The organism is Haloferax gibbonsii (genome assembly GCF_001190965.1).
GTDB lineage: Archaea > Halobacteriota > Halobacteria > Halobacteriales > Haloferacaceae > Haloferax > Haloferax gibbonsii.
Map to the genome: position 1 here is coordinate 2,165,553 of NZ_CP011947.1, position 12,401 is coordinate 2,177,953.

Consider the following 12,401-nt stretch of genomic DNA (forward strand, 5'->3'; position numbering starts at 1 on the left):
TAGGACCGTGGCGCGTTTCAAACGAGCATGACCGGTGCCGCCCACGACGACTTCGGGTTCGACCACGTCCCGGAGACAGACCAGTCGTTCGAGAACGCCTTGGCGAAGGCGAGAGCGGGCGAGCGCCTCACGGTCGACGACGGCGTCGAACTCATCACGACGGGCACCGACCGCGAGGGCATCGACGCCGCGCGCAAGGAACTCGTGCTCGAAGCCGCCGACCGGCGGCGCGCCGAGATGGTCGGCGACGACGTGACGTTCGTCGCCAACCTCAACAACAACGTGACGACGGCCTGCAACACCGGCTGTCTGTTCTGTAACTTCAAGAACACCGCCCACCTGTTCGAGTCCGACTCCGACGCCGACCACGGCGGCTTCACGAAGACGCCCGCCGAGTCCCGCGACATCGTCGCCGACGCGGTCGAGATGGGCATCTACGAGGTCACGTCCGTCTCCGGGCTCCACCCCGCGCTCGTCTTAGACGAGGAACACCGCGAGATTCTCGAATCCTACGACAACCCCGCCAGCGAGGTGAACTACAAGCCGCCCGAGGCGTACGACACCGACCCCGCGAGCTACGCCGAACAGCTCTCGGCGATGTCGGTCGACGGCGCGCACGTCCACTCGATGACGCCCGAGGAGGCCCACCACGCCAAGCGCGGCACCGACTGGAGCTACGAGGAGGTCTACCGCCGCCTCGCCGACGCCGGCCTCGACAGCGCGCCCGGCACCGCCGCGGAGATTCTCGTCCCCGAAGTGCGCGAGGTCATCTGCCCCGGCAAAATCGGGACCGACGAGTGGGTCGCCGGGATGGAGGGCGCGATGGAAGCCGGCCTCGACGTGACGGCGACCATCATGTACGGCCACGTCGAGACCGAGAAACACCGCGTGCTCCACCTCGACGTGATTCGGGACCTCCAGGACCGCTACGGCGGCATCACCGAGTTCGTCCCGCTGTCGTTCATCCACCAGAACACGCCGCTGTACGACCGCGGCCTCGTGACCGGCGGCGCGTCCGACGACGAGGACGAACTGCTGGTCGCCGTCTCGCGGCTCTACCTCGACAACGTCGACCACATCCAGTCGTCGTGGGTGAAGTTCGGGAACGCGAAGTCGCTGAAGCTCCTCAACTGCGGCGCTGACGACCTCATGGGCACGATTCTCTCCGAGGAGATAACGAAGCGCGCCGGCGGCGGCTTCGGCGAGTTCCGCTCGTTCGACGACTACGTCGACATGATAACCGCCATCGGCCGCCGGCCGGTCGAGCGCTCGACCGACTACCGGACTCGCCGGCCCATCGACCCCGACGACGGCCCGCACGGCCCGATGCTCGGCCCCCGCGCGGACGGGACGCCCCTGCTCGACGGCCGCCGCGACCCGGCGACCGCCGACGACTGAGATGATGGCGACCACCCACGCGGCCGTGGGGCTGACCCTCGCGGCCCCGCTCGTCTTGGTCGCTCCCGAACTCGCGACCGCGGCGGCCGTCGGCGCGCTCGCCGGCGGCGTCTTCCCCGACGTGGACCTCTTCGTCGGCGTCCACCGCAAGACCCTGCACTTCCCCGTCTACTACAGCGTCGCCGCCGCCGTTTTCGGCGCTGTCGCCGTCGCCTCGCCCTCGACGGTCACCGTCGGGGTCGCCTTGTTCTTCCTCTCGGCGGGGCTCCACTCCGCGTCCGACTGGCTCGGCGCGGGCGACGAACTCCGGCCGTGGGACCGCACCTCCGACCGCGCGGTGTACGTCCACCCGGCGCGGCGGTGGCTCCGGCCCCGCTACCTCGTCCGCTACGACGGCGCGCCGGAGGACCTCGCGTTGACGCTCCTGTTTTCGGTCCCCGGCTTCCTCGCCTTCTCCGGCGGCGTCCGGGTCGCCGTCGCGGTCGGCGTCGCCGTCGCGCTGTTCTACACCGGCTTCAGAAAGCGGATGCCCGAGTGGTTCGGCATCTGAGGCGCAGGCTCCGAGGTGGTGACCGCGCTCGGGGGCGCTCGTTCGGACCACGAAACTCATACGTCTCGGTCGCCGAGTAGGCGAAGCGATGACGACTCGACGACGCCGACCGGCGCGGGGGGTGTTCGCCCCGTGATGGCCCCGACGCACGTGGCGATGAGCCTCGCGCTCGCCGCCGCCGTCGTGTTCGTCGCTCCCGCGGCCGCGCCGCTCGTCGTCGCGGCGGCGCTCGTCGGCGGCGTCTTCCCCGACCTCGACATGGTCGTCGGCGTCCACCGCAGGACGCTCCACCAGGTCGAGGCGTTCGTCGTCGGCTCGGTCGGGTTCGGCGCGGTCGCGCTCCTGACGGGCGACCCGCTGGCCGCGGCCGCGGCGACGGGGTTCGGCGCGGCGGCGCTCCACTGCGCGGCCGACTACCTCGGCGGCAGCAGCGAGGCTCGCCCGTGGGAGGCGCGGACCGACCGCGGCGTCTACGTCCGCAGTCTCGGTGGCTGGGTCGAACCCCGCCGACTCGCGGCTTACGACGGCTCGCCCGGCGACCTCGCGCTCGCCGCGGCGCTCTCGGTTCCGGGGTTCCTGACGCTCGGCGACGGCCCGCGGGGGATTCTCCTCGCCAGCCTCGCCGTCGGCGTCGGTTACGCGCTCGTCAGAAAACGCGTGCCGCAGCTCTCGGGCCGCGCGCCCGCCGTGACCGCCGCGCTCGTCGCGCTCTACTCAGTTCTCGTTCGCCGTCGGTAGAAAACTACACCAGACCGGCCGACGCCGCGTCGCTCTCACCGCGGAATCGACAGCGGCCCGTCGCCGCGAGCGACGTTCCGGAACCGTCGCCCGTGAACGTCGTCGGCGCTGAGCCGGTCGGTAATCGGGTCGCGGAGCCACTCGCGGTCCGGCGCGGTTCCGCGCGCGCCGTCGGGCGTTCCGTCCCGGTCGCGGACGCTATCGCCGTCGGGGAGGAACCGCTCGTAGACGGGCAGTCGCTCGCGGAGCGGGACGCCCGCCTCGTCGGCGATGTCGACGAGTTCCCGCAGCGCCGGCCACTCGTAGTCGGGGTTGACGTAGTCGTCCGTGACCGGCGAGACGCCGCCGAGGTCGTCGACGCCGCAGGGGACGAGGTCGGCCGCCGCCGAGAGGTTCGGCGGGACCTGCACCGACACCTCCTCGGGGAGCGCGACCCGCGCCATCGCGACGACCCGGCGCATCGTGTCGAGCGACGGGCGCTCGTAGTCCGACCGCTCGTTGGGGACGACGTTCTGGACGATGACCTCCTGAACGTGGCCGTAGCGCTCGTGGAGCGCGCGGATGGCGAGCAGGCTCTCGGCGCGGTCGCGCCACGTCTCGCCGATGCCGACGAGGATGCCCGTCGTGAAGGGGACGCCCACTTCGCCCGCGGCGCGGATGGTGTTGAGCCGCTGCCCCGGCGTCTTCCGCCGGTTGCCCGAGTGGGCGGCCACGTCGGCGGTCGTCTCCAGCATCACGCCCATGCTGGCGTTCAGGGGCGCGAGGTCGGCGAACTCCTCGCGGGTCAGGTCGCCGGGGTTCGAGTGCGGCAACAGGCCCTCGTCGAGGGCGACCTCGCAGGCCGCCGCGAGGTAGTCGAGGATGTCGTCGTAGCCCCACTCGTCGAGCTGGCGGTGAATCTCCGTGTAGCGCTCGTCGGGGGCGTCGCCGAAGGTAAACAGCGCCTCCGTACAGCCCGCGTCAGCGCCCGTGCGAACCGTCTCGCGGACCTCGTCGAGGGACATGAGCGTCGCCTCGCCGGGCACGTCGTAGTAGGTGCAGTAGGTGCAGGTGTACCGGCAGGCGGTCGTCAGCGGGATGAACACGTTCCGCGAGAACGAAAGCGCCGCCGGCGCGTCGGCGTCGTCGGGGGTGACGGCGAGCAGTCGCTCTACGTCGGCGTCGTCGATAGTCAGGTCGACTCCGTACTCGTCGGCACCCGCGAACATATCTCCCGGTGCGTGACGAGCCACTAAAAGCGTGTCACTCGCGGCCGATACGGCGGCGATTGGAGTCGCACGGAGAGACGGTAAAACGGAAGTCGAGCTCGGGGCCGGATAGTTGGTGCCAGACACGTCTCCGGCCCGTCCGAGGCGCCGTCAGGCGCTCGCCCCGATTTGGTTGCGAGTGTGACTCGCGTCGTCGTCGCGACGTTCGGACTCCACTTCGACTCCCACGTCGTCTTCGCGACGCGGAAGCGCGCGGCGCACGTTGCCTCAGTTCCCGCCGGGCAGACGGACAACCGCGCCAGTCAATGTTTCTCGTGGACCGTTAAGGTCTTATCGGCGCTCGCGGACGGCCTCGACTCTGCCCGACCCGCCTTCGAGTCGGACGCCGGCGTCGACCAGCCACTCGCGGGCGCGCCCCTCGCCGTGGACGAGCACCTCGACGAGGTCGGTCGGCTCGTCCACGTCGACGGCGAGTCGCATCGAATCCACCTCCGCGAACGAACAGCCGGCGTCGCGGGCGATTCGCCGGTGGTCGAGGATGGACGCGCCGTGGTAGTCGACGGAGAAGTCGGGATGGCGGACGACGAGCGCGTTCGTTCCGCCGCCGAGGCCGGGCGCGGCGACCACGTCGGCGTCGGTCTCGAACAGTCGCGCGAGCGCGGCGGGCGTCGCGAGCGCGAGGTCGGCCATGACGACCGCGACCGGGTCGTCGCCGCCGAGTTCGTCGCCGACGACCTCGGTGAGCGGCCGGTCGTCGACAGTGACGGGTGCGTCGACCGAAACGGGCGCGTCAGCGACGACTGTCGGGTCGCCGTCGGCCGCGCGAACGGCGTCGAGCACGTCGCGAAGCATCGCGACGGCGAACTCGCGTCGCTCGTCGGCGTCGAAAAACGAGGCGAGTCGGGTCTTCGGCGTTCGTCCCCCGAAGGGAACGACGACTCGCACTGAGAATCAGCCCAGTTTGTCGTAGGTCGTCTGCTGGGACCGCCAGTAGAGGAATCCACCGGCGATGAGCGCGACGACGAGCAGGCCGCCCGCGGCGTAGATGAGCAGTTGGGTCGTCTGACTCGACTGCTGTGCCTGGTTCGCGCTGGTCTCGGCTTCGTTGGCGAGGTTCGTCGCGAGGTTGAACTCTTCGCCGTTGAACGCTTCGACAGCGTTGTTGAACGTCTGCTGGGCTTGTTGCGTGTTGGCCCCACTCGCACTCTGAATCGCGGCCTGCGCACTATCGAGTTCGGTGCGCGCGGCGGCGCTTTCTTCGGTGTAGTGGTGGGCGGTCCACGTGTCGATATCGTTACTGGAGCCACCTTCGCGGGTCTGGTCGAGCGAGATGAGCGTGAACGTCTGCGCGGGGTCGTAGGAGTACGCCTCGACCTCGGGGACGGTCCCCGTCACGGAGATTTCCACTTCGCTCGTTCCGTCGCCAGCGGCGACTTGTGCGCCGCTGAAGTTCTGCCCGTCGAAGGACTGCTGGTCGACTTTCGCACCCGTCTGGTCGTAGTACGTGACGGTCCACGTCACGTCTTCCAAGTCGGTCTCGCCCGCGAGCGTCCACGATTCGAGTTGCGGGTTCCTGTACAGTTCATCGAGGGTGGCCGTCGCGGTCACCTGTGAACCGACCTGCGCCTCGTTGGGAACGTTCTCGGACGCGACGCTCACCGCCCCCACCGGGCCCGCGAGGGCCGACAGGAGCACGACGAGCGCGAGCGCCAGCTTAGAAAAGCGACTCCAGTTCGTCTTCGTCATCGTTTATGAGGTTCTCCAGATTCGAATCGCTCTCTTGGCGGATCTCTTCGATGTTATCCTGCGCTTCGATGGCGACCTGCTGCAGTTCCTTGATGCGCGGGACGTTCGTCACGCCCGACAGGAGGATGACACTCGCCACCTTCCCCGCGCCTGGAATCGGGTAGTCGCCGCCGCGAACTTCCATGGAACCGGTCTGCTCCTCGATCCACTTCCGCCCGCGCTCTATGCCTTTCCGGTTCAGATGCTCCGGCGGACCAGCGAGTACGAGCAGCGCGCGCTCCGCGCCTTCGATCTCACACGGGAGCGTGAGTCGACCGAGCGCGGCCTTGCGAACGAGACTCGTGATTCGGTTGGTCGTGTGTGCGGTGTCGAGGTTGTCGTCGGGCTCGTCGCCGCCCGTCAGCCGGGACAGGAGGCCGCCGCCCTTGTTCTTCCGCGGTTCGACGCCCTCGGAGGCGTAGCCGACGGTCGAGACGCCGCCGCCGGCGAGCGTGTTGATAATCTCCGACGAGTCGACGACGGACTCCGCGACCTCCTGTCCGTCCTGGACTTCGCCGGCCCCGAAGAGCACGCCGAATCGGTTGACGATCTCCTCGTTGATCTCGTCGTACCCCCCCTGTACCGACTCGCCGGTCTTCCGCCAGGCGTCGTTGTCGAACACGAGGAGGTTGTCGACCTCGCGGACGAACGTCTGGAAGGAGCGCGCGGCGTTGAGCGTGTAGATGCCACCCTCGTCGGACCCCGGCAGGATACCGATACCGTAGACGGGTTCGGTGTAGATGCGCTTGAGGTGTTTCGCGAGGACCGGCGCGCCGCCGGAGCCGGTGCCGCCACCGAGCCCGGACACGACGAGGAAGGCGTCGACTTCGTGGACAGGGATGCTGTCGATGGCACCCTGCACCTCGTCGATGTCCTCCTCGGCGATTTCGGCACCGAGTTCGTTGTCCGCACCGACGCCGTGTCCCTTCACGCGGGACTGGCCGATGAGGACGCGCTGGTCCTTCGGTATGTTCTTCAGTCCGAGCAAGTCAGCTTTCGCGGAGTTCACCGCGACCGCAGCGCGGACGATTCCGGCGTTGCGTTCCCGGTCGTACTCGACGAACTTGTCGACTACTTTTCCCCCGGCTTGCCCGAATCCGATCATTGCGAGCTTCATAGGTTCGGTCCCCTCGCCATTGCGTGAATTGCAGTACGAACGCAGACATAAGCGTTGTGATGGGGAAGTGTATATCCATCGTCAGATTATCGGCGAAAAACGGCGACACGAAACCGGTGTTAATCGGACATTATCCCGTAAGAACGGCTAATACCGGCGAAATGGGCCGGAGTTCACAACCGATTAACTCCCGCCAAACGTCGGACGACCGTCAGTTTCGCTCGGCGAGGTACGCGCCGAGCGTCTTCATCGACGAGGTGTCGACGCCGAAGACGCCCACGTCGTTCTGGTCGGTCGTGTTGTCGAACTGGAGCGAGCGGTACTGGTCTTTCCCCATCGGGAAGCCGGGGACCGCTCCGAGGACGGTCAGGCCGACGCCCGCGAGACCCATCGGCAGCGGGACGATGGTGATGGACTTGTTCTCGGCGTCGTACACCATCTCCGTGATTTCGCGGAGCGTGAGCTTTTCGGGGCCGCCGATGCGGTAGGTCTCGCCGACGCGGTCGTCGTCCTCGACGCCGTCGGCGAGCATCGGGACGAGGTCGCCGACCCAGATGGGCTGGAAGCGCGTCTTCCCGTTGCCCGGAAGCGGGTACAGCGGGACGCCGGGGGCGAACATCCCCTTGAGCCGCTTCGTGAAGGAGACGAACTCGCCGCCGTCGCCGAAGACGACCGACGGGCGGAAGATGACCCAGTCGAGCCCCGACGATTTGACCGCCTGCTCGGCTTTCCCCTTCGAGCGGATGTAGGCGGTGTCGCCGTCGGTGTCGGCCCCGAGCGCGCTCATCTGGACGAGCCGGGACACGTCGTTGGCCTCCGCGGCCTTCACGACGTTTTCGGTCCCCTGCCAGTGGACGATGTCGTGCATCCGGTTGCCGCCCTTCGGCTCGAACAGCGGCGAGAGCGCGACGAGGTTCACGACCGCGTCTTTCCCCTCGAACGCGCCCGCGATGGAGTCGTAGTCCGTCACGTCTCCCATCGCCTTCTCGACGCCGTCGGGGAGGTCCTCGCTGTTCGGACTCCGCGACATCGCGGTCACGCTGTGTCCCCGCGACTGCAGTTCGCGGCAGAGATGGCTCCCGATGAATCCGCTTCCGCCGACGACAAGGACTTTCATGGCGTAATATTCGGCGGAATGAGGGTAAAGCTAACGGGGGATAGAGGTCGATTTCGCCGGGGAACGCTCCGATGGGAACGGCGCTCCCCGAACGGGCGTGTTCGACGCTCCGACCCGCGGCGACGGTTTCCGCGCGGACCCGCTCAGAAGAGAACCGAGGGCGCGACCGAGCCGTCGGTGCGCTTTACCATCCGACCGATTCGGTCGTAGACCACTATCTCCGCGGTCGCCTCGGGACACTCGTCGGGCGCGTCGCTCGGGTGGTCGACCTCGGACTGTTTCGTCGCGAACGACGTGTCAGTCGGGGGGACGCTCTCGTCGAAGCGGACGACGCTGTACGGTTTCTCTCTCGGTAGGAGGTCGTTCCACCACTCTCGGGTGGCTGTCACTGTCTCACGTATCGGTTTGCGTTGACATTATCGTTGCGGCGGCTCGCTTCGGCGCGCTTCGGCGCGCTTTTTCCGGAGCGCCGAGTTGGTAGGGTATGCTCGTCACGCTCGAAGGGCTCGACGGGAGCGGGAAGACGACCGTCTGGGAGGCGCTCCACGACGCGTACCCCGACGCCGTCTTCACGCGCGAGCCCACGTCGGACTCGTGGTACGGAGAGGCCGTCAACCGCGCTATCGCCGACGACGACGCCGACCCGCTCGCCACGCTGTTCCTCTTTACCGCCGACCACGCGGACCACCTCTCGCGGGTCGTCCGTCCGGCCCTCGCCGACGGCGACCTCGTCATCTCCGACCGTTACTCCGACTCGCGGTACGCCTATCAGGCCGCCTCGCTCCGCGACAGCGACCTCAGACGCCCGATGGAGTACATCAGGGGCATCCACACGGCGTTCACTCGGCCGCCGGACAAGACCATCTACCTCGACGTGGACCCCGAGACGGCCGCCGCGCGCAGCGGCGCGACGAACAAGTTCGAACAGGCGGCGTACCTCGCGGACGTGCGCGCCAACTACGAGCGCCTCATCGAGGCCGAACCGGAGCGGTTCGTCCGCGTCGACGCGACGCAGTCGCCCGAGGACGTGCTCGACGCCGTCGAGGCGGCGCTCGAAGAGATTCTCGCGGAGAACTAGTCACCGACCGACTCACGCCTCACCGCGAGTTCGGGAGGTTCTCGTACTCCTCCGGCGGCGGGACGTAGAGCGTGTCGATGGTGAATCCGAGCGCGAGCGGCATCCCTATCATCACGCCGAGCGCGGCCGTGGGGCTGCCGAGGTCAACGCCGATGCCGAACACGCCGGAGAACACCAGCGTCGAGACGAACAGCACGAGCGGGATGAGAAACACGGCGTACAGGATGTAGCCCCACTGCGTCTTCAGTCGAAGGCGGAAAAAGCGGGTCATGACCGCCGCGATGAGCGTGTGGAGGGCGATGACCGCGCCCATGAGCACGAGGTTGACCACCGAGACCATAGCCGACCTACGGAGGCGGTGGTCTTTGGCCTGTCGCTCTCGGTGACCCGCTCGTCCCGCGCCGCCGTCGGTCGAACCGCCCGCCTCGGCCGCCCCGCGGACGGGTGATGTTTATCACGAAGGACCGTGACTCACCGCCATGCACCGACTCATCGCAGAGCGCGGGCTGGACGACACGGGTTTCACCGCAGACGACGCCCGCGCCGCCCTCCGCGACATGATTCGAGCGCGACGGTTCGACGAGCGTGCACTCGCCCTCCAGCGACGCGGATGGATGAGCGGCTACCCGCCGTTCCGCGGACAGGAAGCCTCCCAAATCGGGGCCGCCCACGCCATGCGCGACGACGACGTGTTGCTGCCCACCTATCGGTCGAACGCCCTCCAACTCGCCCGCGGCGTGCCGCCGAGCGACATCCTCCTCTTTCGGCGCGGTCACGCCGAGTACGACTCGGACCACGACGTGCCGGTGTTCCCGCAGGCGGTCCCCATCGGGAGCCAGATTCCCCACGCCGCCGGCGTCGGCATGGCCGCGAACTACCGCGGCGACGACTACGGGGCGCTGGTCTGCTTCGGCGACGGCGCGACCTCCGAGGGCGACTTCCACGAGGGGCTGAACTTCGCCGGCGTCTTCGACGCGCCGGTCGTCTTCTTCTGCGAGAACAACGGCTGGGCGATTTCGCTCCCCCGCGAGCGCCAGACAGCGAGCGAGTCCATCGCGGCGAAGGCCGACGCCTACGGGATGGACGGCATGCAGGTCGACGGCAACGACCCCCTCGCGGTCAGGGAGGCCGTCGAGCGCGGCTTCGAGAAGGCCCGCGCCGGCGAGCCGGTGCTCATCGAGAGCCTCACCTACCGACAGGGGCCGCACACGACCGCCGACGACCCCTCGCGCTACCGCGACGACGACCCGGAACTCCCCGAGTGGCGGACGCGCGACCCCCTCGACCGCTTCGAGTCGTTCTGCCGCGAGCAGGGCCTCGTCGACGACGCGGCGCTCGACGCCATGCGCGACGACGCCGACGAGGAACTGCGCGGGGCCGTCGAGCGCGCCGAGGCGACGCCCGAACCGGGGACCGACGAGCTGTTCGACAACGTCTACGAGGAACTGCCGCCGGAGCTCGCCCGCCAGCGCGAGGAACACGTCGCGTTCGTCGAGCGCAACGGACCGTTCGACATCGAGCGCTGAGCGCGCGGTCCCTCAGTCGTCCAGCGAGATGTACGTCTTCGTGTCGGCGACGCCCTCTAAGCTCTGGACGCGGCTCGACGCCGTCTTCAGCACCTCGTAGACCGCGTCGGTGTCGACCTCGGCGATGATGTCGTACGCGCCCGCGACGATGTGCGCCTCCGTCACCGTCTCGAAGTCGCGGATGGGACCGAGAAGCTGTTCCGACTCGCCGGCTCCGGTCTTCACCATGATGAACGCGTGAACCATGCGTGAGATATTCTACCACGGTCGTCAAAAGCCTTGCTTCGACCGAGCGCGGCCCCTTCGGTCGAATCGGGGGAAGGTTATTTGCCTCCGCCGACATACCGTCTTATCATGCGGTTCGTTATCATTGGTGCTGGACGGGTTGGGCTGCGCACCGCTCGCGTCCTCCGCGAGGAGGGTCACGACATCGTCCTGGTGGAGTTGGACCGCGACCGGGTCAAGCGGGCCCGCGAAGCGGACTTCGAGGTGGTCGAAGGCGACGGCTCCCGCGAGGAGGTGCTCGTCGACGCCGGTATCGAGGCGGCCGACGCCCTCGGCGCGCTCACCGCCGACCTCAACGTGAACTTCGCGGCGTGCATGATCGGCAAGCACTTCGGCTGTCGGACGGTGCTCCGGGTCGACGAGGACTACCGCGAGGAGGTGTACCAGAAGTACGCGAAGGAAGTGGACGAAATCGTCTACCCCGAGCGCCTCGGCGCTATCGGCGCGAAGAACGCGCTCCTCGGCGGGTCCATCCGCGCCATCGCGGACATCGCCCAACACCTGCAGGTCATCCTCGTGACGGTGACGGAGGAGTCGCCGATGAACGGCTACAGTATCGAGGAGGTTGCGCTTCCGGCGAACGCCCGCGTCCTCGCGTTCGGGAAGAAAGACGGCCCGATGGGCATCCCGCTTTCCGACGACTCGCTGGAGACGGGTGACCGCGTGGCCGTCCTCGCGGACTTCGACGTGCTCAACGACGTGCGACAACTGCTCGTCGGCGACGAGGTCGTCACCGCGGCGGGAGGTGCGTGACGATGGTCTACGCGTACATCATGGTCAAGGCCGCGCCCGTCTCCGACGGTATCGACCAGCTGAAACAGGAGCTGTTGGCCGTCTCGGACGGCATCGTCAGCGCCCACATCGTCGCCGGCGACGTGGACTTCATCGTGAAAGTCGAGGTGGACACCCCCGCCGACGTGAAGGACATCGCCGGCGGCATCCAGTCGGTTCCGGGCATCGAGGACACCCAGACGTACATCGCGATGGACTGAGTCGGCGCGTACTCCGCGCGCCCTCGAACGACTCGTTCCTCAGAAGCCCGCGCCGGCGGCGTCTCGCGCGTTCTGGATGAGGCTCGTCACCGGTTCCCCGTAGTCGTAGCCGGGGATGATGCCCTCGACGAACGTGCCCTCGACGTAGTCGATGACCGCGCCGGCGTCGTCGACGCCGCGGCGCTCGTTGACGTCGGCGAAACTCGCCCGGACGACCGCCTCGTCGCCCGCCCGCGTCACGTCGGGGTCGAGGTCGTGGTCGCCGGCGACGACGCCGTTCACGTCTTCGAGGCGGAGTTCGAAGGTGTCGTACCAGCCGTCTTCGACGACGGGTGCCACGTCGTCGGCGACCGCCGAGAGCATCGGGACGCGGACCTCCACGCCGAACTCGACGTGGCCGCTCTCCTGCGCCGCGACGCTGACGGTGCCGTCGAACGGCGTCGTCACGGACTCGAAGGTGCGGTCGTCGACCCGCTCGAACGACCCGTGGTCGCCGAACGCGCGGCGGACCCGACCGGGGATGTCGTCTTCGCTCATGCCCGGACGAAGGTCCCGACGGGAGAAAAGCCCGTTGCGTCGCGAGCGCCCTCGAATCGCCCGCCAGCGC

Annotated in this window: 16 protein-coding genes; 7 read left to right on the top strand and 9 right to left on the bottom strand. The window is 68.2% G+C overall.

Features of this window, described 5'->3' with window-relative positions; all coding sequences use genetic code 11:
• The first annotated feature begins 27 nt into the window (after positions 1–27).
• From cofH to ABY42_RS10975, 3 genes are all read left to right on the top strand, one after another.
• On the top strand, positions 28–1,398 hold the full coding sequence (cofH, locus tag ABY42_RS10965; protein ID WP_004975635.1) for a 7,8-didemethyl-8-hydroxy-5-deazariboflavin synthase subunit CofH: 1,371 nt from the start codon (positions 28–30) through the stop codon (positions 1,396–1,398).
• A gap of 1 nt (position 1,399) precedes the next feature.
• Positions 1,400–1,948: a hypothetical protein gene (locus ABY42_RS10970; RefSeq protein WP_049905117.1), complete on the top strand. Its 549-nt coding sequence runs from the start codon at positions 1,400–1,402 to the stop codon at positions 1,946–1,948.
• Positions 1,949–2,083: 135 nt separating this feature from the next.
• Positions 2,084–2,686, top strand: coding sequence for a hypothetical protein (locus ABY42_RS10975; protein ID WP_082220668.1), 603 nt, complete (start codon positions 2,084–2,086; stop codon positions 2,684–2,686).
• Between the two features lie 35 nt (positions 2,687–2,721).
• On the opposite strand, the gene cofG is transcribed toward ABY42_RS10975, so the two are convergent.
• The 6 genes from cofG to ABY42_RS11005 all read right to left on the bottom strand — a co-directional run bounded on the left by cofG (position 2,722) and on the right by ABY42_RS11005 (position 8,302).
• Entirely contained in the window at positions 2,722–3,894 is a 1,173-nt protein-coding gene (gene cofG, locus ABY42_RS10980) for a 7,8-didemethyl-8-hydroxy-5-deazariboflavin synthase subunit CofG (RefSeq protein ID WP_050459500.1), read from the bottom strand.
• A 330-nt stretch (positions 3,895–4,224) separates the two neighbouring features.
• A complete protein-coding gene (gene cofC / locus ABY42_RS10985; RefSeq protein WP_004975631.1) occupies positions 4,225–4,839 on the bottom strand; it encodes a 2-phospho-L-lactate guanylyltransferase in 615 nt (204 codons plus the stop codon).
• A 6-nt stretch (positions 4,840–4,845) separates the two neighbouring features.
• Complete coding sequence (locus tag ABY42_RS10990; RefSeq protein WP_004975630.1) at positions 4,846–5,640, bottom strand: hypothetical protein; 795 nt, start codon at positions 5,638–5,640, stop codon at positions 4,846–4,848.
• A complete protein-coding gene (locus ABY42_RS10995) occupies positions 5,609–6,796 on the bottom strand; it encodes a tubulin/FtsZ family protein (protein WP_004975628.1) in 1,188 nt (395 codons plus the stop codon). The genes ABY42_RS10990 and ABY42_RS10995 overlap by 32 nt, the downstream gene beginning before the upstream one ends.
• 211 nt (positions 6,797–7,007) lie before the next feature.
• Positions 7,008–7,913 (bottom strand): complex I NDUFA9 subunit family protein, encoded by a 906-nt coding sequence (locus tag ABY42_RS11000; protein ID WP_004975627.1) that lies wholly within the window; start codon positions 7,911–7,913, stop codon positions 7,008–7,010.
• A gap of 143 nt (positions 7,914–8,056) precedes the next feature.
• On the bottom strand, positions 8,057–8,302 hold the full coding sequence (locus ABY42_RS11005) for a hypothetical protein (protein ID WP_008095863.1): 246 nt from the start codon (positions 8,300–8,302) through the stop codon (positions 8,057–8,059).
• A 95-nt stretch (positions 8,303–8,397) separates the two neighbouring features.
• On the opposite strand from ABY42_RS11005, the gene tmk reads away from it, so the two are divergent.
• Positions 8,398–8,991 (top strand): dTMP kinase, encoded by a 594-nt coding sequence (tmk, locus tag ABY42_RS11010; RefSeq protein WP_008095862.1) that lies wholly within the window; start codon positions 8,398–8,400, stop codon positions 8,989–8,991.
• A 19-nt stretch (positions 8,992–9,010) separates the two neighbouring features.
• On the opposite strand, the gene ABY42_RS11015 is transcribed toward tmk, so the two are convergent.
• On the bottom strand, positions 9,011–9,331 hold the full coding sequence (locus ABY42_RS11015; protein ID WP_004975623.1) for a hypothetical protein: 321 nt from the start codon (positions 9,329–9,331) through the stop codon (positions 9,011–9,013).
• A 139-nt stretch (positions 9,332–9,470) separates the two neighbouring features.
• Here ABY42_RS11015 and ABY42_RS11020 point away from each other — a divergent pair, with 139 nt between their 5' ends.
• Positions 9,471–10,517, top strand: a complete 1,047-nt coding sequence (locus tag ABY42_RS11020; RefSeq protein ID WP_050459501.1) for a thiamine pyrophosphate-dependent dehydrogenase E1 component subunit alpha — start codon at positions 9,471–9,473, stop codon at positions 10,515–10,517.
• 12 nt (positions 10,518–10,529) lie between these two features.
• On the opposite strand, the gene ABY42_RS11025 is transcribed toward ABY42_RS11020, so the two are convergent.
• Positions 10,530–10,763, bottom strand: coding sequence for an Lrp/AsnC ligand binding domain-containing protein (locus ABY42_RS11025; protein WP_004975609.1), 234 nt, complete (start codon positions 10,761–10,763; stop codon positions 10,530–10,532).
• Between the two features lie 108 nt (positions 10,764–10,871).
• On the opposite strand from ABY42_RS11025, the gene ABY42_RS11030 reads away from it, so the two are divergent.
• Both ABY42_RS11030 and ABY42_RS11035 read left to right on the top strand, forming a co-directional pair.
• Positions 10,872–11,555 (top strand): potassium channel family protein, encoded by a 684-nt coding sequence (locus ABY42_RS11030; protein WP_004975608.1) that lies wholly within the window; start codon positions 10,872–10,874, stop codon positions 11,553–11,555.
• A 2-nt stretch (positions 11,556–11,557) separates the two neighbouring features.
• Positions 11,558–11,794: an Lrp/AsnC ligand binding domain-containing protein gene (locus ABY42_RS11035; protein WP_004975606.1), complete on the top strand. Its 237-nt coding sequence runs from the start codon at positions 11,558–11,560 to the stop codon at positions 11,792–11,794.
• A gap of 39 nt (positions 11,795–11,833) precedes the next feature.
• Here the strand turns inward: ABY42_RS11035 and ABY42_RS11040 are convergent, their stop codons facing one another.
• Positions 11,834–12,331 carry a DUF5813 family protein gene (locus ABY42_RS11040; RefSeq protein WP_004975605.1) on the bottom strand — a complete coding sequence of 166 codons (498 nt, stop codon included), beginning with the start codon at positions 12,329–12,331 and terminating at the stop codon, positions 11,834–11,836.
• Positions 12,332–12,401 lie beyond the last annotated feature (70 nt).